28 protein-coding genes and 1 pseudogene are annotated in these 21393 nt (G+C 63.5%); all 29 read left to right on the forward strand.

Annotated features, from left to right (window positions below):
* The first annotated feature begins 9 nt into the window (after positions 1–9).
* Positions 10–216 (forward strand): hypothetical protein, encoded by a 207-nt coding sequence (locus tag HWX76_RS33075; RefSeq protein WP_006497114.1) that lies wholly within the window; start codon positions 10–12, stop codon positions 214–216.
* A complete protein-coding gene (locus HWX76_RS33080; RefSeq protein WP_176016920.1) occupies positions 213–1706 on the forward strand; it encodes a phage portal protein in 1494 nt (497 codons plus the stop codon). The genes HWX76_RS33075 and HWX76_RS33080 overlap by 4 nt, the downstream gene beginning before the upstream one ends.
* Positions 1703–2770 (forward strand): head maturation protease, ClpP-related, encoded by a 1068-nt coding sequence (locus HWX76_RS33085; RefSeq protein ID WP_176016921.1) that lies wholly within the window; start codon positions 1703–1705, stop codon positions 2768–2770. Before HWX76_RS33080 ends, HWX76_RS33085 begins: the two co-directional genes overlap by 4 nt.
* A gap of 30 nt (positions 2771–2800) precedes the next feature.
* Positions 2801–3145 carry a head decoration protein gene (locus HWX76_RS33090; protein WP_176016922.1) on the forward strand — a complete coding sequence of 115 codons (345 nt, stop codon included), beginning with the start codon at positions 2801–2803 and terminating at the stop codon, positions 3143–3145.
* Positions 3146–3217: 72 nt separating this feature from the next.
* Positions 3218–4213 (forward strand): major capsid protein, encoded by a 996-nt coding sequence (locus HWX76_RS33095; RefSeq protein WP_046423821.1) that lies wholly within the window; start codon positions 3218–3220, stop codon positions 4211–4213.
* 1 nt (position 4214) lies between these two features.
* Positions 4215–4505: a hypothetical protein gene (locus HWX76_RS33100; RefSeq protein ID WP_176016923.1), complete on the forward strand. Its 291-nt coding sequence runs from the start codon at positions 4215–4217 to the stop codon at positions 4503–4505.
* A 5-nt stretch (positions 4506–4510) separates the two neighbouring features.
* A complete protein-coding gene (locus HWX76_RS33105) occupies positions 4511–5038 on the forward strand; it encodes a phage tail protein (protein ID WP_176016924.1) in 528 nt (175 codons plus the stop codon).
* Entirely contained in the window at positions 5031–5558 is a 528-nt protein-coding gene (locus HWX76_RS33110; protein WP_176016925.1) for a hypothetical protein, read from the forward strand. Before HWX76_RS33105 ends, HWX76_RS33110 begins: the two co-directional genes overlap by 8 nt.
* Positions 5555–6235, forward strand: coding sequence for a phage baseplate assembly protein V (locus HWX76_RS33115; RefSeq protein WP_176016926.1), 681 nt, complete (start codon positions 5555–5557; stop codon positions 6233–6235). The genes HWX76_RS33110 and HWX76_RS33115 overlap by 4 nt, the downstream gene beginning before the upstream one ends.
* A gap of 63 nt (positions 6236–6298) precedes the next feature.
* On the forward strand, positions 6299–6505 hold the full coding sequence (locus HWX76_RS33120; protein ID WP_176016927.1) for a hypothetical protein: 207 nt from the start codon (positions 6299–6301) through the stop codon (positions 6503–6505).
* Entirely contained in the window at positions 6502–6846 is a 345-nt protein-coding gene (locus HWX76_RS33125) for a GPW/gp25 family protein (RefSeq protein WP_176016928.1), read from the forward strand. The genes HWX76_RS33120 and HWX76_RS33125 overlap by 4 nt, the downstream gene beginning before the upstream one ends.
* Positions 6843–7736, forward strand: a complete 894-nt coding sequence (locus tag HWX76_RS33130) for a baseplate J/gp47 family protein (protein ID WP_176016929.1) — start codon at positions 6843–6845, stop codon at positions 7734–7736. Before HWX76_RS33125 ends, HWX76_RS33130 begins: the two co-directional genes overlap by 4 nt.
* Positions 7726–8295, forward strand: a complete 570-nt coding sequence (locus HWX76_RS33135; protein WP_176016930.1) for a phage tail protein I — start codon at positions 7726–7728, stop codon at positions 8293–8295. Before HWX76_RS33130 ends, HWX76_RS33135 begins: the two co-directional genes overlap by 11 nt.
* Positions 8292–9380 carry a hypothetical protein gene (locus tag HWX76_RS36855; protein ID WP_244138056.1) on the forward strand — a complete coding sequence of 363 codons (1089 nt, stop codon included), beginning with the start codon at positions 8292–8294 and terminating at the stop codon, positions 9378–9380. Before HWX76_RS33135 ends, HWX76_RS36855 begins: the two co-directional genes overlap by 4 nt.
* Positions 9381–9389: 9 nt before the next feature.
* Positions 9390–9845, forward strand: a complete 456-nt coding sequence (locus tag HWX76_RS33145; RefSeq protein WP_176016931.1) for a phage tail assembly chaperone — start codon at positions 9390–9392, stop codon at positions 9843–9845.
* A 77-nt stretch (positions 9846–9922) separates the two neighbouring features.
* On the forward strand, positions 9923–11092 hold the full coding sequence (locus HWX76_RS33150) for a phage tail sheath family protein (protein WP_176016932.1): 1170 nt from the start codon (positions 9923–9925) through the stop codon (positions 11090–11092).
* A 10-nt stretch (positions 11093–11102) separates the two neighbouring features.
* Entirely contained in the window at positions 11103–11606 is a 504-nt protein-coding gene (locus HWX76_RS33155; RefSeq protein ID WP_034194260.1) for a phage major tail tube protein, read from the forward strand.
* A gap of 93 nt (positions 11607–11699) precedes the next feature.
* Positions 11700–12029: a phage tail assembly protein gene (locus tag HWX76_RS33160; RefSeq protein ID WP_176016933.1), complete on the forward strand. Its 330-nt coding sequence runs from the start codon at positions 11700–11702 to the stop codon at positions 12027–12029.
* A 55-nt stretch (positions 12030–12084) separates the two neighbouring features.
* Positions 12085–14499, forward strand: a complete 2415-nt coding sequence (locus HWX76_RS33165; protein ID WP_176016934.1) for a phage tail tape measure protein — start codon at positions 12085–12087, stop codon at positions 14497–14499.
* 9 nt (positions 14500–14508) lie between these two features.
* Entirely contained in the window at positions 14509–15390 is an 882-nt protein-coding gene (locus HWX76_RS33170) for a phage tail protein (protein ID WP_176016935.1), read from the forward strand.
* Positions 15365–15571: a tail protein X gene (locus tag HWX76_RS33175; protein WP_034194256.1), complete on the forward strand. Its 207-nt coding sequence runs from the start codon at positions 15365–15367 to the stop codon at positions 15569–15571. Before HWX76_RS33170 ends, HWX76_RS33175 begins: the two co-directional genes overlap by 26 nt.
* A gap of 10 nt (positions 15572–15581) precedes the next feature.
* The gene (locus HWX76_RS33180) at positions 15582–16634 is read left to right on the forward strand and encodes a contractile injection system protein, VgrG/Pvc8 family (protein WP_059547033.1); all 1053 of its coding nucleotides are present in this window, start codon (positions 15582–15584) and stop codon (positions 16632–16634) included.
* A 120-nt stretch (positions 16635–16754) separates the two neighbouring features.
* On the forward strand, positions 16755–17159 hold the full coding sequence (locus HWX76_RS33185; protein ID WP_208458935.1) for a hypothetical protein: 405 nt from the start codon (positions 16755–16757) through the stop codon (positions 17157–17159).
* Positions 17156–17722 (forward strand): glycosyl hydrolase 108 family protein, encoded by a 567-nt coding sequence (locus HWX76_RS33190; RefSeq protein ID WP_176016936.1) that lies wholly within the window; start codon positions 17156–17158, stop codon positions 17720–17722. The genes HWX76_RS33185 and HWX76_RS33190 overlap by 4 nt, the downstream gene beginning before the upstream one ends.
* A 2-nt stretch (positions 17723–17724) precedes the next feature.
* The gene (locus tag HWX76_RS33195) at positions 17725–18366 is read left to right on the forward strand and encodes a hypothetical protein (protein WP_244138057.1); all 642 of its coding nucleotides are present in this window, start codon (positions 17725–17727) and stop codon (positions 18364–18366) included.
* Positions 18367–18903: 537 nt separating this feature from the next.
* Positions 18904–19206 (forward strand): hypothetical protein, encoded by a 303-nt coding sequence (locus HWX76_RS33200; protein WP_238486564.1) that lies wholly within the window; start codon positions 18904–18906, stop codon positions 19204–19206.
* A gap of 92 nt (positions 19207–19298) precedes the next feature.
* On the forward strand, positions 19299–19616 hold the full coding sequence (locus HWX76_RS33205) for a hypothetical protein (RefSeq protein WP_175949422.1): 318 nt from the start codon (positions 19299–19301) through the stop codon (positions 19614–19616).
* Between the two features lie 271 nt (positions 19617–19887).
* The gene (locus tag HWX76_RS33210) at positions 19888–20085 is read left to right on the forward strand and encodes a hypothetical protein (protein ID WP_172848125.1); all 198 of its coding nucleotides are present in this window, start codon (positions 19888–19890) and stop codon (positions 20083–20085) included.
* 112 nt (positions 20086–20197) lie between these two features.
* A pseudogene (locus HWX76_RS33215) lies at positions 20198–21321 on the forward strand (IS3 family transposase); the annotation flags it as partial.
* Between the last annotated feature and the right edge of the window lie 72 nt (positions 21322–21393).

Below are 21393 nucleotides of genomic sequence, written 5' to 3' on the forward strand. Positions count from 1 at the left end.
GGGAATGGCATGGCATACACGAAACAGGATCTGCAGAACATCCAGTCTGCAATCGCGAAGGGCGAGCTGGAAGTGCAGTATGCCGACCGGCGCGTGAAATATCGCTCGATCGGCGAGCTGCGCGAGGCACGCACCGAGATCATTCGCGACCTGAACGGCGCGGCTGGGCGTTCGTCGATCGTCCGGATTCGCCACGCCGGCAAGGGGGTGCGATGAAGCGCGGCTTTCCGTCACTCGCGCGGCGCGGATTCGTGGTGCCGACGCGGCTGAAGGCGGCGGCATATGAGTCGGCGAGCACGACGGGCGCACGGGCGAAGTCGTGGCGTGCGTCGAGCGCGGGACCGAACGCGGCGGCGGCGCAAAACCTGCCGTTGCTGCGCTCGCGCGCTCGCGACGCGATCCGCAACGATCCGTGGGCGAAAACGGCGATCGCACGGCTCGTATCGAACACGATCGGGAACGGCATCCAAGCGCACCCGCAACATCCCAACGACGCAGTCCGCCAGATGCAAAAGCAACTTTGGGAGGATAGCTGCGAGGAGATCGACGCTGACGATGTGTTCGACATGGCGGGCGTGCAGACGCTTGCCGCGCGGGCGTTCTTCAGTGACGGCGAGGTACTGGTTCGTCGCCAGTTCCGCAGTCCGAGCGAAGGTTTGGCGGTTCCTATGCAGATCCGGCTTCTCGAGGGCGATTTGCTGCCTATGGAGAAGAGCGAGGTGGTGCCGGGCGGGGGCGAGATCGTCAACGGCGTCGAGTTCAATGCGGACGGTCGACGTGTTGCGTATCACTTGCTGCAGCGTCACCCCGGCGAGTACGGGCGCGCATCGACGGGCAACATGCAGACCGTGCGCGTGCCCGCCGACGAAATCGCGCACGTTTTCCTCGCGTTGCGGCCCGGCCAAGTGCGCGGCGTCCCGGAGCTGTCGACCGTGTTGCTTCGGCTCAAGTCGCTGGACAACTTCGACGACGCAGTGCTGTTCCGGCAGGAGGTCAGCAACCTCTTTGCCGGGTTTATCACGAAGCCGCCGAGCGAGCCGGGCTTACCGGGAGATCCCGTCACGGGCGCGGAAATGCAGTACGACGTCGACGGGTTCTCGCCGGTCGTTTCGCTCGAACCTGGAAGCATGCAGGAACTGGCACCGGGCGAGGACGTCAAGTTCGCCGAGCCGCCGGGCGCGGGCACGGACTACGGGCCGTTTATGCGTCAGCAACTGATGGCGGCTGCGGCCTCGGTCGGCATGCCGTACGAAGTCATGACGGGCGATCTGCGCGACGTGAGCGATCGCGTGCTGCGGGTGATCCTGAACGAGTTCCGGCGGTCGATCGAGCAGATCCAGTGGAACGTGTTCATTCACCAGTTTTGCCGGAAGGTATGGCGCTGGTGGGTCGATGCCTGCGCGCTGTCGGGCGCTATGCCGATGGCGGACTACTACCGACGCCGTCGCGACTATCTGCGGGTGCGATGGGTGCCGCAGGGCTGGCCGTACATCCATCCGGTGCAGGACGTCACGGCGAAGCGGATGGAGATCCGCTCCGGACTCGCGAGCCGGACAGGCGCGGTGCTGTCGCGCGGCGACGATCCGGAGCAGGTCGACAACGAAAACGCGGCCGACCTTGCGCGTGAGCGCCGGCTCGGCATTCGGTATGACACGCTCGAACCGTTCGACGGTGTGGGCGATCTTTCAAATGGGGAGGGCGAATGAAAGGGAAGAAGCGCTGGTGGGACATCCGCGCGCAGGCGAACTCGGCCGGCGAGCAGGTCGCCGAGATCCGGATCTACGGCGACATCGGCTTTTGGGGCACGGACGGGGAACTGTTCGCATCGACGCTCGATGAGGTCGCCGCGACGGCGACGTCGATCGTCGTTGCCGTCAATTCGATGGGTGGCGACGTGTTCGACGCGTTCACGATCTACAACGCGTTGCGCCGGCATGCCGGCAAGGTGACCGGCCGCGTCGACGGCGTCGCAGCGTCGGCTGCATCGCTGATTCTGATGGCGTGCGACGAAATCGTGATGCCGTCGAATGCGATGCTGATGATCCACAACCCGCATACGGTGGCGGCCGGTGAGGCGACCGATCTGCGCAAGCTCGCAGACCTGCTCGACAGCACGTCGGACAACATGCTCGCGGCTTATGTGGAGCGTAGCGGTCGATCGGACGACGAGGTCCGGGCCATCATGGACGCAGAGACCTGGCTGACCGCAGCTCAAGCGCACGAGCAAGGATTCTGCGACACGATCGCCGAGCCGATCCGGATCGCCGCGTACGCCGGCGCGGCGCGACACGTCGCGCGTTTCTCGGCCGTGCCGGATCCGATCCGCGCGATGCTTACCGACGATGTCGAGCCGCCGCCGGTCTCTGCGCCGCAACCTCAGCCGCAGCCCGCACCGCAGGTCGGGCCGGACGTTGCGGCGCTGGCGTCGCACGTGTATGCGGCGTGCCGTGACGCAAAGATCGAGCACTGCGCCGAAGGCATTGTGCTGGCGACGGGGCTGCGTGACCGCGCGACTGTCGACGCTGCGATCCGAAGCGCACAGGACATTGCCGGCATCTGTCTGGCCGCGAGCCTGACCGAGCTGACGGCCGGCTTTGTCGCGGATGGTCTGACGCCCGATCAGGTTCGTGCGCGGCTGTTCGAGCGCGTAACCGCGTCGCAGAAGCCGATCAACCATCGAGCTGTCCCGGCCGCGCAGCAAGACGTGCCAGTGGTCGCGAATGCGCCGCGCGCGGCGTCCATCTACGCGGCTCGCAAGAGCGGAAAGTAACTTTGACGTATCCCGAGGAGGGGAAAACTCATGTCGAACGTGAAGCAACAAGGGGTGTTGACGGCCGAATTTCTGGTATCGGAGGGCGAAGGGCAGATCTCGCGCGATCGCATCGTCGTCAAAGCCGGAGCGGCGCTGCCGGCCGGGCAGGTTCTCGGCCTGACGAGTACCGGTGAGTACGCGCCGTACGACAACGCGGCTAACGACGGTTCCGAGGTCGCCGCGGGGGTGCTCTATGCGGCGCTGCCGGCGTCCGACGCGCCGCGTCCGGCAACCTGCATCGTGCGGCTCGCCGAGGTGGCCGGTGCGCTCTTGACGGGGCTGGACGTTACCGGTCGCGGTGATCTCGCCGAGCGCCACGTGATCGTCCGCTGACCACAGTCGGCGCGATTCAAGGCCACGCAGTACGCGTGGCCTTTTTTGTATCCATTTCATGTTGGAGGTTGTATGGCGGACATCGCCCTGTTTCAAGACGACGCGTTCTCGCTGTCGTCCCTCAGTGCTGCGATCAACGAGCAGCCGTATGTGCCGGGCCGCATCGGCACGCTCGGCCTGTTCGAAGAGGACGGGATTACGACGACGACGGTGCAGATCGAGCGCGACGGCGACACGCTGTCGCTCGTCGCGGCAGGCCAGCGCGGTGCACCGGCCGCCGTTGTCGCGGGCAGCAAGCGCAGCATGATCCCGTTCAATACGGTGCACCTGCCGCAGCGCGCAGTGATCATGGCCGACGAAATCGCGAACCTGCGTGCCTTCGGTTCCGAAACGGAGCTGGAAGCGATGCAGACGGTCGTGAATCGCCGGCTCGCGAAGATGCGCCGACAACTCGATGCGACGCACGAGTTCCACCGCATCGGCGCCATCAAGGGCGCGGTGCTCGATGCGGACGGAAAGACGGTCCTGATCGACCTGCTGAAATACTTCGGCATCGAGCAGACCGTGATTCCGTTCGAGCTGTCGACCGCGACGACCGAGATTCGCCAGAAGTGCGTCGAGGTGCAGGATGCGATCGAAGACGCACTTGGCGCGATGACCTATACCGGTGTGCGCGTGCTGTGCGGGCGCGAGTTCTGGAACAAGCTGATCGTCGCGAAGTCGGTGAAGGAAACGTATCTCGCGTCGGTGATGGCCGCGCAGCTGCGTGGCGATGCGCGCGACGCGTTCGACTTCGGCGGCTGCACGTTCGAACGGTATCGCGGGCGCGTCGGTGATGTCGGCTATGTGGCGGACGACGAAGCGCACGCCGTGCCGGAGGGTGTGGCCGAGCTGTTTATCACGCGCTTTGCGCCGGCCGACTACGTCGAAGCGGTCAACACGACGGGCCTGCCGTACTACGCGAAGCAAGAGCTGATGGACTTCGGCAAGGGCGTCGAGATCGAGGCGCAATCGAACCCGATCCATCTGTGCACGCGCCCGAAGGCGCTCATCAAGCTGAAGGCGTGACGTGGCGTTCCGGGATCTGATCTCGGACGTCGACGCAGCGGTGCTGCGCGACCTGGGAGACGCGGATATCACGATCGACGGCCGGTCAGTCGAAGGGATGTTCGCGTCGCCCTGGCTCGGGCCGGATCTCGGCGGCCAGCGCACGCAGCTCGTTGCGCCGGTGTTCCATCTGCGCGACCGTGACGCTGCTGCAGTTCGGCAGGGCAGCATCCTGATCGCGAGCAGGGAGCGTTACCGCGTGCTCGAAGCGCATCCGGACGGCACCGGCTGGACCGTCCTCATTCTCCAGTAGGCGACATGGACGATCTGAAGATCGAAATCGACATCAAGGAGGCGACGACCGTGCTGCAAGGCTTGTCGCCGTCTGCGATGCAGGCAGCGTGGCGACGGACGTTGCGCAAGACGGCGGGGTGGATCAAGAGCCAGACAGCGAAAGAGGTCGGGGCCGCGACGAAGATCCCGCAGAAGGTCATCCGTCGCCGCCTCTACTTCTTTCTTCGCTCGGCTGACACCGGCAAAGTGTGGCTCGGCCTGAACCCAATCGAGGCGCATCGCCTTGGCAATGCGACGAGGACGCGCAAGGGGATGCGAGTCGGTCGCCAGTCGTTCGATGGCGCGTGGCGACAATCGAAGCGAAAGCCAGACGGACCGATCTACGAGCGGGTCGGCAAGGAGCGGATGCCTTACCGGATGGTGACGGTGGCATGGCAACAATCAGGCGATCCAGCTTTTCGACGTGCAGCCAAGGCGTGCGAGGCTCGGCTGATGATGATTCTCCGTCAGGAAGTGAACTACGAACTGCAGAAGGTGATGGGCCGTGCTTGAGAACCTGAAAGCGCTACATGAAGCGATTGAGCGCGACATGCGCGTGAAGCTGCCGACGATCAAGCGCATCGAGGCATACCCGCGTCTCGGTCAGAAGATCGAAACGCCATTGATCGCGATCGAGCTGAGCGAGTTCGAACCCGGTCACGACGATGGCACGGGCGACGTGGCGCTGATCGCGCGCATGCAGGCCCGGGTTGTGTTCGATCCGATCGACGAGGGTGCCGAGCTGGCCGTGCGCGAGGTTGCCGCGCGTGTCGCGATGGTGGTGCACGGCAACACGTGGCAACTGCCGATGACGCCGGGCAAGGTCGTACAGGTGGCGGAGGATCCATTCCGGCCGCAGCTCGATACGTACTGCGTCTGGCTCGTCGAATGGACGCATGAATTCGGTCTCGGCACCGAGCTGGACGAGATCCCGGACGGTCGACCCGTCGTGTGGGGCGTTGATCCGGGCACCGGACCCGGCAACGAAGGTCAGTACTGGGATCCGGCGGACGCGGGAGGCGGCGAACCATGAGCGACTACGAGCTGGGCGAGATCGATCGCCGCATGGCCTGCATGGTGCAGCACGGGACGGTCGAGACCGTCTCCTATCAGCCGCCGCAGTGTCGCGTGCGAATCGGCGATTGGGTCAGCGACTGGATGCCATGGAAGACCGCCGCAGCGGGTGCGGTCCGTTTTTGGCGTCCGCCGTCTGTTGGCGAACAGGCGTCGATGTTCGCGCCGTCTGGTGATCTGGCCGGCGCGTACGCGGCTCCGGGGTATTACTCGGATCAGCATGGTGGCTCGGCGCGGTCCAATCCGAACGAGACCGCGTGGGACTACCCGGACGGGGCATCGGAGGTCTATGACCACGAGAAGCACGAGTACCGCGTCGACGTGCCGGCAGGCGGGCGCATCGTGTTCCGCATCGGCGCAACGGAGCTGGAACTGCGCGCCGATGGCGTGACGTTGCGCACGCAGCAATTGCTTGGCGACGTGCCCGATTCGACGTTCACGGGCAACACGACGACCGAGAAGCTGCTGACGTTCAACGGCGGGATGCAGGGCAAGGGCGGCGGTGACGGTGGCCCTGCCGTCCAGGTTGAGGGCGGAGCGCGTTACACGGACGACGTCGAGATCGGCGGTAAGTCGTTCCTCGAGCATTCGCACATGGAAGAGGGTGACGGTGCACCCGTGTCGCCGCCGCTGTAACGCACACATTCGCAAAGTTGCTTTGCCCCGCTTCGGCGGGGTTTTGTTTTTGAGGGAGTCACCATGGCAAAAGACACTCCGCAGGCCGTTACTCGGGCCGCTCCGTTCGTCGCGCGATTTCTCGATACGCGGTTCCGTAGTCGCGTGATCGTGTTCCCGAGCGGCGACGTCGTGCACGTTCTTTCGGGCGAAGCGATCGCAAGAACGGAAGCCCAGATCGAATACCTCGATGCGCATCCGGAATTCAAGCGGCTTGAGGAGCGCGGATGAGTCGATCCGGTGCGCTCGTCGGCATGGACCGATGGACGGGTGCGCCTATCAGCGGCGTCGCGCACCTGAAGCAGAGTCTCGGCGACATCCTGAGCACGCGCAAGGGTACTCGGCGAGAGCTGCCTGACTACGGTTCGGACATCCCGTTGATGGTCGATCTTCCGATCACGCGCGGATGGATTTCGGCGGCACAGGCGGAGGCCGCGCGGGCAATCGGCCGATGGGAGCCGCGAATCAAGCTCGCTCAGGTCAAGGTGCTGTCAGTGATCGACGGCAAACCAACGTTCGCGATTCGCGGCGAGTACGACGGTACGACCGTCGAAATCGAGGTGCCAACATGACGATCATCGATCTCGCTTCGCTGGACCCGCCTGATCTTGTCGAGGTGCTCGACTTCGAGGCGGCGTTCCAGATGAAGCTGGAGTATTTCAAATCGATCTATTCCGACTGGACGGCGGCACTGAAGTCAGATCCGGTCGTCAAGTTGATCGAACTCGCGGCATACGACGAAATTCGCGCCGCGTCGCGCGTGAACGACGCAGCCCGCGCCGTGATGCTGGCGTTTTCGACGGGAGCCGACCTGGAGCATCTGGCGGTGCTGCTGGATACGGAGCGAGCAGTGGTCGACCCCGGCGATCCGGACGCAAATCCGCCAATCGAGCGGCGCATGGAATCGGACGACCGGCTGAAGTTGCGCACGCAGATGTCGATGGAGCGCGCGACCGTCGCCGGGCCATTCGCGGCATACCGCGCGTTTGCGATGGATGCGTCGGCCGACGTCCTCGATGTCGCCGTCGATCGCCCTGAAGCCGGCACCGTGCGGCTCACGATCATGTCCGCACGTGGTGACGGTGTACCGGATCAGGCATTGCTCGATCTGGTCCGCGCGAAGGTTTCGCCCGAAACAGTTCGTCCGCTCAATGACACGGTTCTTGTCGAGCGAGCGGACAAGATCGAGTATGCGATCAATGGGGTGATCTATGTCGGCAGCGGGCCGGATCCGAACATCGTGCTCGACGCGCGGCGCAAAGCGCTTGACGGCGTGGTGGCGAAGTCACGACGGCTTCGTGCAGGCATGCCGCGAACCGCGATCGAGGGTGCGCTGCATGCACCTGATAGCGGCGTCACGCGCATCGAATTGAGTTCGCCGGTTGCTGATGTCCTGTGCGGTCCACGTCAGTTTGCACTCTGCACCAGCATCAATCTGGAGGTGAAGGCCGATGACGCATGAGCCACTTCTACCATCGAATCAGACGCCGCTCGAGGCGGCTCTGGCGCAGGTCATGCGGCCGAGCGTCGATCCCGAGATCTTGCGCACGTTGTGGGACGCCGATCGTTGTCCGACCGCATGGTTGCCGTGGCTCGCGTGGGCGATCGCCGTCGATGGCTGGGAACTGGCCGAATCCGAAGACGCACGCAGGGCGCTGGTGAAGGGCTCGATGGCGTTGCACCGGAAAAAGGGCACGCCGTGGGCGGTGCGGGAGGTGATTCGGCGGCTCGGCTTCGGCGAGGTAACGATTATCGAGGGGCGCAGCGGTCGTCGGCGCGATGGCTCGTTTGTTCGTAATGGCGACCTGTTGCACGGCAGGGCGAGCGCTTGGGCCGAGTACATCGTGAAGCTTGGTGTCCCGATCACCCGTGATCAAGCCGACAAGCTGTGGCGGGCAATTGAACGTTACGCACCTGCACGCAGCCAGCTTGCTGCGCTCGACTATGCGGCCGTTCCGATCCGCCACAACGGCGTTGCGCGGCGGGATGGGCAATACACGAGAGGGAGTATTACAACATGACCAATTTGGTTGAGATTGAGCGGTGGGAGGACGGGGTCTATCAGCTCGAAACATCGGATCCTGTCGTTGGTGGCCCTGAGGGAATCGACAACCTGCAGGCGAAGCAACTCGCGAATCGCACGCGTTTCCTGAAGCGCGCGATCGAGGCCGGTCAAAGCAACTTTGACCAGCACGTTGCGGCGGTCGATCCGCATCCTCAGTACGCAACGCATGCTGATCTGGCGGAGAAGCTGGCCGCGTTGGTAGCGCAGTCCCCGGAGACGCTCGATACGCTCAGTGAGCTCGCGAAGGCGCTCGGCAATGATCCGAACTTCGCGACGACGATCACGAATCAGCTCGCGCTCAAAGCGCCGATTGATTCGCCGGTTTTCACTGGTACCCCACGTGGCGTCACGGCGGCCGCGTACGACGCCTCGACGCGCTTGGCGACGATGACTGCGCTCGCTGGTGCTGGCGTGCGTTTCAGCGCATTCGGGTCCATCAGCGGGACCTATGCACTTGCGCTCACGGATCTGCCGAAAATCATCGCGGTTCAAGCCAACGGACAAACCGTGACCCTTCCGCCGGCTACAGACGCGCACGTCGGCGCAGTGCAGCGACTGTTTGTGTATCCGGGAACGAGCAACAGTATCACGGTTGCGGCACCCGCCGGACAGCAGGTATCAACGCCGACGACGGTCGGTTCGTCCGTTGCCGTGTCGGCAAACGGGTTTACTGATTTTGTTTGGGAGGGTACGGCGACGCAGCATTGGGAAGTCAGCGGTGCCGGAGTGATGGACAAGATTCCTGCGTTCGGTGCTTCCCTTGCCACCAGCGGCTACCAAAAGTTGCCCAGCGGACTGATTTTCCAATGGGGCGTCGCGAATACGTCTGGAAGCGGCGACGTGCAAATTATCTTCCCGATCGGCTACACGACTGCCTGCTATTCGGTCGTTGCATCGCCGAACTCGAATCTCGCAAGCGGAACGTTCGACGCGCCAAACGGGATTACCGCTTCCGGGTTTTGGGTGGGAGGCTACCAATGCTCATCGTCCCCGCCGATTCGGAGTTCGCACGAGTGCCGTTGGATGGCGATTGGGAAATAAGGAGGGTACATGGGTAAAAAATTCGCAGCGTTCGACGCTCAACGCAATATCACGGCGTTCTATGACTCTGTCGACAGCCCGGTTCCGGCGGATGTGAGCGTCGTCGATCTGTCTGACGAAGAGTGGCGTATAGCGATTGACGCGCCGACACATGGATTGCGCGCGATGCTCGATGAAGGGATGCGCGTAGTGTTGGCCGAGCCGCCGGTGCGGACACGTTCCGAGGTCGCCGCCGTCAAGCGGGCTGAGCGAGATGCGGCGCTTCATGCAACGGACTGGCTCGTCTCACGACACCAAGACGAAAAGTCACTCGGCGATGGAACAACGTTGACAGCTGATCAGTTCGAGTTGCTCCTCAAATATCGCCAGTCGTTGCGAGAGTGCAGCGATTTGCCGGGGTGGCCGAACGTGTCGCTACCGGCGCCGCCGCTGTTTGCGACGCGGGGTACGGCTGCGGTCGACTGATCGCACGATCAAGTTTCACACACTGCCAGGCCGCTCATCGAGCGGCCTTTCTATTTGTAGCTTTCTCGGAGATCTGAATGGCTGCTACTTCTTTCTACCACGGCGTCACGACCGTACTGGTCGACACTGGGCCGCGCACGATCGCCGTGCCGTCGACGTCGGTCGTCGGTATCGCCGATACCTACACGCCGGGAGCGGACCTTGTCGCGCCCAACGTGCCCGTGCGCATCACGAGCGAATACGACGCGGTCGCTGCGTTCGGCGAGACCAGCCCGATCACGCGCGCGATTCAAGGCATCTACAAGCAGAGCAAGACGGTCATGGTCGCCGTCGGCATCGCGGCCGATCAGACCGACGCCGAGCTGACGTCCGCGATCATCGGTGGTGTGTCGGCAGGCGGTGTGCGCACTGGCATGCAGGCGCTGCTCGATGGCAAGTCGCTGTTCGATCTGAAGCCGCGGCTGCTGATTGCGCCGGGACACACAGCCAAGCAGCCGGTCGCGACGGCGGCCGACGAGCTGGCCGCGAAGCTGCGCGCAATCGCGATCCTCGACGGGCCGAACAAGACCGATGAAGACGCGATCGCGTACGCGAAGAACTTCGGCAGCAAGCGGCTGTATCTCGTCGATCCCGGCGTGCGCTATTGGGACACGGCGAAGAACGCGGATGTCGACGCGCCGGCATCCGCATACGCTGCGGGTCTGTTCTGCCAGACCGACGCGGCGATCGGTTTCTGGGCGTCGCCATCGAACAAGGAAATCGTCGGGATCAGCGGCACGAAGCGGCCGATCGAATTCCTCGACGGCGACGAGACCTGCCGCGCGAACCTGCTCAATAACTCGTTCATCACGACGATCATCCGCGACGGCGGGTATCGCCTGTGGGGCAACCGCACGCTGTCGGCGGATCCGAAGTGGTCGTTCGTGACGCGGGTGCGCACGCTCGACATCGTGATGGACGCGGTGCAGGCCGGCCACAAGTGGGCAGTCGATCGCGGTATCACTGCGACGTACGTGAAGGACGTCACCGAAGGGCTGCGAGCGTTCATGCGCGATCTGCGTATGCAGGGCGCGGTGATCAACTTCGAGGTGTACCCGGATCCGAAGCTCAATTCGGCGTCGCAGCTCGAACAGGGCAAGGTGTACTGGAACATTCGCTTCACGGACGTTCCGCCGGCAGAAAACCCGATCTTCCGCTTCGAGGTCACCAACGAGTGGCTGACGGAAGTTCTCGACACGCAATCGTAAGAGGTCACGCATGGTCCCGGAAACTCTGAACAACATGGCGCTGTACGTTGACGGGCGCGGCTTCGCCGGTCGCGCGCCCGAACTGAGCCCGCCGAAGCTGAAGATCAAGACGGAGGACTACCGCGCAGGCGGCATGGACGCACCGATCAAGATCGACCAGGGCATGGAAGGCTTGCAGGCCGCGTTCTCGATGGGCAGTGTCGAGCGCGACGTGCTGAAATTCTTCGGCCTGGCCGACAACAATGCATTCAACGCGACGTTTCGCGGCGCATTCCGCGACACGCGCGGCAAGGTGAAGTCGGTCGCGCTCATCATGCGCGGCATGCTGTCCGAATACGATCCCGGCAGCTGGAAGCCGGGTTCCACGTCGGAACTGAAGTACACGGCCGAGCTGACCTACTACAAGGCCGAGATCGACGGCGCGGTGATCTGCGAGATCGACGTGCTGAACATGATCCGCATCATCGACGGCGTCGACCAGCTCGCCGACGTGCGCAAGGCGCTCGGCATGTAAGTGCGGTGGCCGGCGGCAATGCCGGCAAAGTAACTTTTCGATAACCCGAGGGGCGGTCCGTTGACCGCCCCTTTGTCATTTCTGAGGTGCTGAATGGAAACCGTGAAGATCACGCTGAAGTATCCCGTCTCGTTCGACGGTGTCGTGCGCAACGAGCTGGTGATGCGCCGCCCGAAGGTGCGCGACATGCGTACCGCGAGCAAGCAGGCGCAGGGCGACGACGAGCTGCGCGAGATCGTGCTGTTCGCGACGCTCGCCGAGGTCGCTCCCGACGATATCGAAGCAATGGACATGGTCGATTACGACGCCATGCAGCGTGCGTACGAATCCTTTCGATCCGTTTGTCCGGCTCCCAATCGAGACGGTAAAGGCGCTGGCTCGACGGATGATGAAGGAGTACGGAGCGCAGCCGCAGTCGGTTGAAGACATGACGATCGACGAATTGTTGTGGTGGCTGACGGATTGAGCGAGGACAGACATGGCACGCGATATTGCACTGGGCATCGTCATCGGCGGTGCGGTCTCGGCAACGCTCGGTAAGGCGTTTGCCGATACGAATTCGAAGATCGTCGGGCTGCGCAAGACTGCGAGCGAGCGCGGCATGTGGCAGCGGCAGATTGGCGAGACGATCAAGCTGCAGGAGGAGTTCCGCCGTCTGCATCTTTCCGGCGACAGCGCGGCTGACGGGATCCGGCGCAAGCTGGACAACAATGTCCGTGCGCTGCGTGACGCGGGTTTCGAGGTCGACCGGCTTGATCGCGCATATGCCCGGCTCGGCCGGACGGTGCGCGGACTGGAGCTGAAGGCCGCCGGTCATGAGCGTCTGACGGCGGGTCGCGAAGGCATGCGCAGCGCGGCTGGTGATGCGGTGAAGCTCGGTGCGGCCATCGCCGTGCCGACCGCCGTATCGGCGCAGTATCAGGCGATCATCCGGGACATTGCCATCAAGGCCGGCATCGCGCGCACCGAGCAGGAGCGCACGATGTCCGAGCGTATCCGTCGCGACGCGCTGTCGAACGGTATGGGGCGCAACGAGCTGGCCGATGCCGTCAACCAGATGGTCGCGGCCGGGATGGACGTCGACCGGGCGCTGAACTTCGGCCCGGCCGTCGCGAAATTCTCGGTGGGTCAGGGGGCGTCGAGTGTCGAGACGGCGCAGATGATCCAGGCGCTGCAGCAGAACGCCAACATCGCGGATCCCAAGGCGATGATGAAAGCGCTGGAGGCGATCGCGTATCTCGGCAAGGAGGGCTCGTTCGAGTCCGTCGACATGGCGCGGTGGTTCCCGGTGCTGCTTGCCGAAATGAAGAAGATCGGCATCACGGGGCAGGACTCTGTGACGCAGCTCGGCGCGATGCTGCAGGTTCAGATGAAGACCGCCGGCAACGCCGACGAGGCGGCGAACAACCTCAAAAACTGGTTCTCGAAGATCGGTTCGGGCGAGACCGAGCGTAACTACAAGAAGGCCGGCGTCGACTACGAAGGGAAGATGAAGGAGGCGATCGGCAAGGGCTGGTCGACGCTGGAGGCGTCGTTCGTTCTCGCTCGGGCGTACATCGAGCGCGTCGATCCGAAGAAGGCGGCGCAGCTCGCAGCGGTGGCGAAGCAGCTCAACAGCGAGCTGGATCCCGCCAAGCGTCAGGCGCAGATGCGAGCCTTCGAGGACACGATGAAGACCGGCGACCTGTTCAACGACATGCAGGTCAAAGCGGCGCTGACGGCCTACATGCAGAACGCCGATCTGTATCAGAAGCTCAAGCGCAACGCAGCGGACGCCAATGGCGAGATCGACAAGGATCTCGCCGATCGCCGCGCAACGTCGAAGCAGATCTGGAGCGAGGTTGTCCAGCAGTGGGACGACGCGATGCGCAGTATCGGCGATGCGCTGCGGCCCGTGACGGATCTCGCCGGCAAGGTCGCTAAACGGGCTGGTGAAACGGTGCAGCGCGCGTCGGACGCTGCCCCCGGCGCGACGGCGGCAGTCGTCGGCGTCATTGGCACTGCGATTGCGGTTCGCGGCGCACGTGCCGCATGGAGCATGGGGCGCGGGGTGCTCGACATTCTGCGCGGCGGTTGGATGGCGCGACGCGGTGGCGGTGGGGCGGCCGGGGGCGGTGCTGCCGGAGGGCGCGTCGGTAAGGCGCTCGATGCGTTGAGCGGCGCTGCCGGTGGCGTGCAGCGCGTATTCGTCGTCAACCTGCCGGGTAACGGTCTTGGCGGCGTTGCTGGGGCCGCAGGCGACCTGCTCGGCGATCTGGCCGGTGGCGGCTCCAGCGGCGGCCGGGTTCCGCGCGGTCGTCTCGGTCGTGTCATCGGTGCGTTTCGGACGGTCGCAGGCCGTTTCGCCCCGTACGCCGGGAAGCTGGCCGTCGCCGGCAGCGTCCTGAAAATCGCATTTGCGGCCAAGGACGCGTATGCGGTTGCACGCAGCGATCAGCCGACCGCGCGGAAGGCGGAAGGGTACGCGAGTATCGGAGGCTCGCTTGCCGGGGGCGTCGTCGGGGCGAAGCTCGGTGCCGGCATCGGCATGCTCGGCGGCCCGATCGGTGCGGCCATCGGTGGCGTGCTCGGCGGTGCGGTCGGCACGTTTGCCGGTGGCAAGTTACTTGGGGCGATGGCGCGGTGGGCGACGGGTTCGAAGGACGGCGACAGCGACGCGGTGAAGGCGGCCGCGAAGGTGGCGGCCGGCCCCGACTCGCCGCAGTCGCGACCGTTCAAGGTCGAGCAGCAAAACTCGTTTGCCCCGGTGTTCCACATCAAGGTCGAGGGCGGCACGGACGCGGAGATTGCGGACAAGCTGCTCGCGCGCATCAATCCGCTGATCCAGCGAACCATGACCGAGTCGATGGACAAGAGCAACCGGTCGGCGATGTTCGATGCGCCGCATCTGTAAGGGGAAGGGATGGACTTCATTTCGAGTGTGACGCAGGCGGCAACGCAGGCGAGCATCGCGTCCGAACGCGTGCGGCACGTGGTGCGCGTGTTCGATCGGAATCGCAGCGCGAGCCAGAACACGGTCGACACGTTGACGAAGCTCGCGACGGGGAACCTCACGTCGGCTGCTGACCTGTTGCGCGGGGCGACGAGCCTGCTGTCGGTGGCCGGAGACCTGAGTCCGCAGATCGGTACGGTGATGCGCAGTTTTGCAGCGACCGGCGCTGCCGTCAGCGGCATCGTGAAGATGATCGGCGGGGTCAATCACCCGTTGATCCAGTCGGCCGCGCAGTCGGTCATGGGCGCGTTGGGCGACACGAAAACTCGGTTCACCGCGTTGGTCGGCGAGCAGACGGCGGGCGCACTGCAGTCGTTCGCGCAGACGACCGGCCTCAGCTCCGTCCTTTCCGGCCTGTTCGACAGTGCGACATCTTCCACCCCTCATCTGCTGACGCTATCAACAGATGACGGGGACGCGTTCCACTTCGGACTGTCGACGGCGGCGTTCGACAAGCTGCGGCGCTCGACGCGCTTCAAGATCGCATCGCAGGAACGGCTGAATCGCGAGGAGGCGCAGCAGCCAGTGAGTCAGGGCGGCGACACGATCACGCTTTCGGGCGTCGTGTTTCCGTCGCTCGGTGCCGGCTTCCGTCAGCTGGAGACGCTGCGCGCGATCGGCGCGAAGTTGAAGCCGGTGCAACTGACGGCCGGCACGGGCGACGTGCTCGGTCGCTGGTATCTGCACAGCGTCGACGAAGAGCAGGAGGCGCTGATGTCGGACGGTGCGCCGCGCAAGCAAACCTACACCCTGGAGTTCGGCCGCTATGGCGAAGACTTTGCGAACCTCTGACGGGGACATTCTCGACACGCTTTGCTATGCCCATTACGGGACGTTGAAGGGCACGGTCGAGGCCGTGTACGAAGCTAATCCGGGCCTCGCGCGGGAGCCGCAGCCGTTTCGTTCCGGCGTCTTGATCACGATGCCGGATCTCGACACGCCGCGCGACGAACCGATTCAGCTTTGGTCGTGAGGGAGGTTCAATGCAGGCAATTTTTCAAGTGGTCGCGAACGGGGCCGACATCACGCGCGTGATTCAGGATCGCGTGCTGCGGATCCAGACAACCGACAAGCCGGGGCTAGAGGCGGACGAATGCGAGATCGAGCTGGACGATCGGGACGGCAAGGTCCGATTCCCGCCGAAAGGCGCGACGTTGAAGATTTCGCTCGGGTGGGAAGGGCAAGGGCTGTCGATGCTCGGCGAGTATGCCGTCGACGAGATCGTACTGCGCGGACCGCCGGCGACGATCATCATCCGCGGCCGACCGTCCAACATGCGCGCGACGTCGAAGACGCAGCGCAACGGCAGCTGGACGAACGTGAAGCTGGCCGACATCGTCGGCGACGTCGCTCGGCGCAACAAATGGGTGGCCGCGTGTTCGGTCGACGCTGCCGTGCCGCGTGCCGACCAGTTCGGCGAGAGCGACTTGCACTTCATCACGCGCATCGCGCGGCAGTATGGCGCAACGGCGACGGTGAAGGCGGGCAAGCTGATCGTCGGGCCGATCGGCGGCGGCAAGAGCGCGAGCGGCAAGCCGCTGCCGGTCATCACGTTGACGCCGAGCGATCTGACGGACTACGAGATCTCGTTTCCCGATCGCGCGAGTTTCGTTGCCGTACGGACGAAGGTGCACGACAAGAAAACGGGGAAGAAGATCGACCTCACGATCCCGAATCCGGATGCCCCGCCGGGCGCCGCCGCTGTCCATACCGAGCGCCATGCTTTTGCCAATCCAGAGGCCGCGAAGGCCGGTGCGAAGTCGCGTCTCGAGAAGCTGAACCGGCACACCGCGCGCAGCGTGCTGCGCATGAAGGGACGCACGGACATATCGGCCGAGAAGACCGTGAAGCTGTCGGGCTTCAAGCAGGAGGCGGACGGCGACTTTCTGGTCGATTCCGTCCGGCATACCTATGCGGGTAACGGTTGGGATACGTCGGTGGAGCTGAACGCTGGCAACAAGGGCAAGGCAAAGGTCGGCCATCGCAAGAAGCCGACGAAGAAAGTCGACCTGGTCGTACCGTCGCCGCCGAAGTAACACGCGCGTGCATCAATTTCTGGCAGCCGCCTCGAGGCAACTCGGGCGGCTTTTTTTATTTTCAGCGGGGGTTTGATGGGTGATGAAAAGCAGGAGGGGCTGGCCGTCCAGATCGCGACGTTGACGCAGCAGATGCGCGCCGTCGCGGCGAGTGTCGAGGACATCAAGCGATCGGTGCAGCCGTTCGCGGATCTCGACCGGCGGCTCGCGGAGATGGCGGTGCGAGCGGAGACGGTGCGCGAGGACGTCGGACTGCTGTGGAGCCGCTCGCGTGCGGAAGAGCGTGCCCGCGGCGAGCTGGCCGACGAGATCGCCGACGTCGATCGCAAGGTCGATGCGATGAAGAACAAGGCGACGGGCGCGATGTGGGTGCTTGGCGTGTGTCTCGGCGTGGTGCAGACGTTTCTGGTCGGTTCGATCGTCTGGGTCTTCACGCACATCAACGAGGGCGATGCGCTCAACCGACTGCAGCAGCAGCGCATCGATTTACTGGAACAGGCACTGAGCCGGGGAGGGAAACAATGAACGTAACGGCGAAGATTGACGCGCTGATCGGGCGCGAAGGCGGGTTCTCGAACGATCCGAACGATCGAGGCAATTGGTATCTCGGGAAGCTCGAAGGAACCATGTGGGGTGTGACGGCCGCCGAAGCCCGCGCGTACGGATACACGGGGCTGATGAGCGACATGCCGCGCACGACGGCCGTTGCGATCTACGAGTCGCGTTACTGGCGGCGACCGAAGTTCGATCAGGTCGACGCGATCTCGTCGACGCTTGCGGAGAAGCTGTTCGACATCGGCGTGAACACCGGGCCGCCGACCGGCGTCAAGTTCATGCAGCGGGCGCTGAACGTCCTGAACCAGAACGAAAAGACGTTCCCGGACATCGCGGTCGACGGTGGCATCGGCCCGATGACGATCACGGCGCTGAAGGCGTTCCTGCAGCAACGCGGGGCGGACGGCCATCGTGTGCTGTACGGCATGATCGCCGCGCAGCAGTCGGTGTTCTATATCGAGACAGCCGAGCGCCGGCCGGAGAACGAGAAGTTCGAGTACGGCTGGCAACTTAACCGTGCGTTGGGGGTATGACGATGCTGGACATTCTGAAGACTGTTGCGCCGTGGCTGGTTACGGCGCTGACCGGCGGTGTGCCGGGTATCGCGGCGATGGCCGCGTCGACGATCGCGGACAAGCTCGGCTTCGGTGACGGTTCCGTGGACGCCGTGAAGGCGGCGCTGGCCGGCCAGTCGGTGACGCCCGAGCAGCTGCTCGCGTTGAAGCAGGCCGATGCGGACTTCGAGCTGAAGATGCGGCAGGCCGGCTTTTCTCACGCCGAGAGCATGGCGGGCATTCAGGTGCAGGCCGACAAGGTCGCGGCCGACGATCGCGCGAGCGCTCGTCAATACGCGACGGCGGAGCACGACCACACGGCACGGAATCTCGCCTACATGTACACGGTGGCGTTGTTCGTCGTGATCGGGCTGGAGTTCTATCTGGCGATCGGCGACATCAAGATGCCCGACGTCGTGAAGAGCACGCTCGACACGCTGCTTGGTGTGCTGATCACGATGGTGATCGGCTCGAAGGAGTACTTCTTCGGCTCGTCGTCGCGGGCGGACAAGCAGGCGGACCGCATCACGCAGTTTGCCGTATCGCCGGACATCACGGTCACGGGCGGAGCGATTGATCCGAAGATGATCGCATCGGTTCCGATCGAGCATCGGACGCCGTGACGGCCGTGATGCACTGAAGAAACAGGGCGGCCGCGGTGCGGTTGCTGACGTTCGAAGAAACGCGTCACGGCGGGCGACGCCTAGTTGATCGGCTCGAGGTAGAAGCTGCGCACCGTTAGGTCCATCTTGGCGTCGCTGCCCGAACGCCCGCCCGAGCGGGCCTTTTCCGATACTGCAATTTTGCTGAAACAGAGAGCGAAAATTCACTGCACTTTTTGTATGTGGTTTGTTGCTACTTTTCCTCCAAGCAGGCTCGATGAGCCATTTCTCCTAAGCCGTTGAGCGAGATGAACCAAAAGTCGAACCTGACGTCTCTACGGATCACGACGGTCCGCCTCTCGCCGCGGACGAAATAAAAAGCGGTTGCCTGACCAGCGATGCGCGTATGATGGGTTGATCCGAGCGCCACTTGTAGACTGACCGCTCGCTCTCTCACCAAGTCCGCGTCGCGCCCTGCCTGCGCACGACATTTGCCCCCTACACCACACTCGTCGCGCCGTGCAGCAGCACGGTTCGAGATCGGCTCGCGCGTCCTCTTTGAGCGAACTCAAGGGCTCTCGCGAAGCAGCAAGTCATGATAAGAATCATCAGAAGGCGGCAAACATGAGCTGGTACTGCGAAGCGGAACGCGAATTACTGCATATCAGGCGAGCCATCGGGCTACTTGAGCAAGCGCAACACGCCTTCATCAACAAGTCGTCGGTGAACGATCCGGCGTACTGGAGGGTCAAGCTCGGCAAGCTTCGCACGCAATGCATGCGAAACAAGGTCCTCGAAATTCAAGTGGACGACCTTTTAACCCGCCTCGCTCTGATCCAGGATCCGCACTGTAGCAAGTAGGAACCTGGCCTTTCACTCTCAGCCCCTTCCGGGTCCGCGCGCATTTCTGCGAGCAGCCCGAAGGCGCCGTGTTCGAAATTTGGAGAAGCATCATGATTGACGCCAACCCGAGCAATACGTTTCGGCACCTTCCACTCTCGCCCGAGCAAGATGCGGAGGTCCGGCACTATATAAAGAAGAAGGAGCAAAGGGGCGAACAATGGGACACACCTGAGTTGGCGATGATGCTCGAAGACATTCTTTCCCCGCCGCTCACTGACGACGAAGAGCCAGAGCCTGCTGTCGAAGAAACGAAACTGGCCTGCGAATATGCATTAGCTTCGGTTGACGAAGCCATGGAATCTGTATCGGCCAGCGAAGAACGACTCGCGGCGATAGAAGCCCAGGAAATGAAGCACCCTGGACGATAGGGCGTTGCCGACGTCCAGACTCCAATTCGCGACCGAACAGTCGCTAGTGGCCCTTCATCGTGGGTACCGTTAAATGAGGCGCGCATTGTTGGCACGGTTGGCACCGGCTGAATCGACAGGCGTGGCACGAGAAATGGGGCGTGGACAATCCCGACTTAGCTGGTTCCGTGCCGACATTTGGTCTAGGCGCCCACGGCGAGAATTCGAGCGGTTGATCGTGCTGAATGATGGTGTCGACCGCCTATGCTTTGATCATCACCGGGAGCAAGCCATGACCCCCCACGACGTAATCACGATCTTCGAACGGTTGAATGCAGAAGGGCGAGCAGCGGTCGATCTAGACCATGCATGTGCGGGCTTCGCTGGTTGGCTGGCGAGCGTGTGGGATACATTGGGAGAAGAAGACATAGCGTTGCTGACATCTATCGGCGCGACGCTGTATCGCGAAGGCTACGGGCGGCGATACTAGGGACTATTCGCTCTCGATTGGAGCAGCCCCCTGAAATACCGGACATAGCCTCTCACTTAAACTAGCGGGTAGGCATAAGACTGTGTTTTTGACTAACACCAGGCAGGAAGTGATGGAAGTGTTGACGGGCCCGGAGCGTCGGCGGCGCTGGACGGCGGAGCAGAAGCTGGCGATGGTTCGCGAGAGCCTCGAGCCCGGGAAATCGGTTTCGCTGGTCGCGCGCCAGCACGGCGTGAACCCGAACCAGCTGTTCCACTGGCGCAAGCTGTACCAGGACGGGAGCCTGTCGGCGGTCAAGGCTGGCGAGGAAGTGGTTCCGGCATCGGAGCTGGCCGACGCGCTCAAGCAGATTCGCGAGCTGCAACGGATGCTCGGCAAGAAGACCATGGAGAACGAGATTCTCCGCGAAGCAGTCGAGTATGGCCGAGCAAAAAAATGGATAGCGCACTCGCCCTCGCTGCCGGAGGACGACCAGTGAAACTGGTTTGTGAAGTTCTCGGCGTGTCGCGCTCGAACGTATCGGCACGACTGTCGCGTCCGGCGACATGGCGCGACGGCCGTCAATCGAGGCAGACCGACGATGCGAGCGTGGTCGAGGAAATCCGTCGGGTCGTTGGCGATTTGCCCAGCTATGGCTATCGCCGGGTTTGGGGCACGTTGCGCAACGAGCGCGTTGCGGGTGGGCTGATGCCATTCAATGCCAAACGCATCTATCGCGTCATGCGCACGCACGGGCTGCTGATGCAGCGCCGACCGACTCCGCCTCAACCGCAACGTCGACACGATGGCAAGGTGGCCGTGGCTCGCAGCAACCAGCGTTGGTGTTCGGACGGCTTCGAGTTCCGCTGCGACAACGGCGAACCGCTGCGCGTGACGTTCGCGCTGGACTGCTGCGACCGCGAAGCGATGAGCTGGGCGGCCACGACGGCAGGCCACAGCGGCGACATCGTGCGCGACGTGATGCTGGCTGCAGTGGAGAATCGGTTTGGCAACGAGTTGCATACGCCGTCCGAAATTGAATGGCTGACCGACAACGGTTCGGGCTACACGGCCGACGACACACGCCGGTTCGCAGTGGCCATCGGCCTGAAGCCATTGACCACGCCGGTGTGCAGCCCGCAAAGTAACGGCATGGCCGAGAGCTTCGTGAAGACCATGAAACGCGATTACGTCGCCTTCATGCCGAAGCCGGACGCGGCGACTGCTGCGCACAACCTGGCCATCGCGTTCGAGCAATGAAATGAACGCCTCCCACCCAAGCCGAGACGACGGTGCCGACCTATAGTTAGACGGCCAAGGAGTCTTGGT

This window comes from Burkholderia sp. BCC0398 (genome assembly GCF_902833245.1).
Lineage (GTDB): Bacteria > Pseudomonadota > Gammaproteobacteria > Burkholderiales > Burkholderiaceae > Burkholderia > Burkholderia sola.

Coding starts and splice junctions, on each gene's coding strand:
- HWX76_RS33075 (WP_006497114.1), top strand. CDS start 10: ATGGCATACACGAAACAGGATCTGCAGAACATCCAGTCTGCAATCGCG.
- HWX76_RS33080 (WP_176016920.1), top strand. CDS start 213: ATGAAGCGCGGCTTTCCGTCACTCGCGCGGCGCGGATTCGTGGTGCCG.
- HWX76_RS33085 (WP_176016921.1), top strand. CDS start 1,703: ATGAAAGGGAAGAAGCGCTGGTGGGACATCCGCGCGCAGGCGAACTCG.
- HWX76_RS33090 (WP_176016922.1), top strand. CDS start 2,801: ATGTCGAACGTGAAGCAACAAGGGGTGTTGACGGCCGAATTTCTGGTA.
- HWX76_RS33095 (WP_046423821.1), top strand. CDS start 3,218: ATGGCGGACATCGCCCTGTTTCAAGACGACGCGTTCTCGCTGTCGTCC.
- HWX76_RS33105 (WP_176016924.1), top strand. CDS start 4,511: ATGGACGATCTGAAGATCGAAATCGACATCAAGGAGGCGACGACCGTG.
- HWX76_RS33115 (WP_176016926.1), top strand. CDS start 5,555: ATGAGCGACTACGAGCTGGGCGAGATCGATCGCCGCATGGCCTGCATG.
- HWX76_RS33120 (WP_176016927.1), top strand. CDS start 6,299: ATGGCAAAAGACACTCCGCAGGCCGTTACTCGGGCCGCTCCGTTCGTC.
- HWX76_RS33125 (WP_176016928.1), top strand. CDS start 6,502: ATGAGTCGATCCGGTGCGCTCGTCGGCATGGACCGATGGACGGGTGCG.
- HWX76_RS33130 (WP_176016929.1), top strand. CDS start 6,843: ATGACGATCATCGATCTCGCTTCGCTGGACCCGCCTGATCTTGTCGAG.
- HWX76_RS33135 (WP_176016930.1), top strand. CDS start 7,726: ATGACGCATGAGCCACTTCTACCATCGAATCAGACGCCGCTCGAGGCG.
- HWX76_RS36855 (WP_244138056.1), top strand. CDS start 8,292: ATGACCAATTTGGTTGAGATTGAGCGGTGGGAGGACGGGGTCTATCAG.
- HWX76_RS33145 (WP_176016931.1), top strand. CDS start 9,390: ATGGGTAAAAAATTCGCAGCGTTCGACGCTCAACGCAATATCACGGCG.
- HWX76_RS33150 (WP_176016932.1), top strand. CDS start 9,923: ATGGCTGCTACTTCTTTCTACCACGGCGTCACGACCGTACTGGTCGAC.
- HWX76_RS33155 (WP_034194260.1), top strand. CDS start 11,103: ATGGTCCCGGAAACTCTGAACAACATGGCGCTGTACGTTGACGGGCGC.
- HWX76_RS33160 (WP_176016933.1), top strand. CDS start 11,700: ATGGAAACCGTGAAGATCACGCTGAAGTATCCCGTCTCGTTCGACGGT.
- HWX76_RS33165 (WP_176016934.1), top strand. CDS start 12,085: ATGGCACGCGATATTGCACTGGGCATCGTCATCGGCGGTGCGGTCTCG.
- HWX76_RS33170 (WP_176016935.1), top strand. CDS start 14,509: ATGGACTTCATTTCGAGTGTGACGCAGGCGGCAACGCAGGCGAGCATC.
- HWX76_RS33175 (WP_034194256.1), top strand. CDS start 15,365: ATGGCGAAGACTTTGCGAACCTCTGACGGGGACATTCTCGACACGCTT.
- HWX76_RS33180 (WP_059547033.1), top strand. CDS start 15,582: ATGCAGGCAATTTTTCAAGTGGTCGCGAACGGGGCCGACATCACGCGC.
- HWX76_RS33190 (WP_176016936.1), top strand. CDS start 17,156: ATGAACGTAACGGCGAAGATTGACGCGCTGATCGGGCGCGAAGGCGGG.
- HWX76_RS33195 (WP_244138057.1), top strand. CDS start 17,725: ATGCTGGACATTCTGAAGACTGTTGCGCCGTGGCTGGTTACGGCGCTG.
- HWX76_RS33205 (WP_175949422.1), top strand. CDS start 19,299: ATGATTGACGCCAACCCGAGCAATACGTTTCGGCACCTTCCACTCTCG.
- HWX76_RS33210 (WP_172848125.1), top strand. CDS start 19,888: ATGACCCCCCACGACGTAATCACGATCTTCGAACGGTTGAATGCAGAA.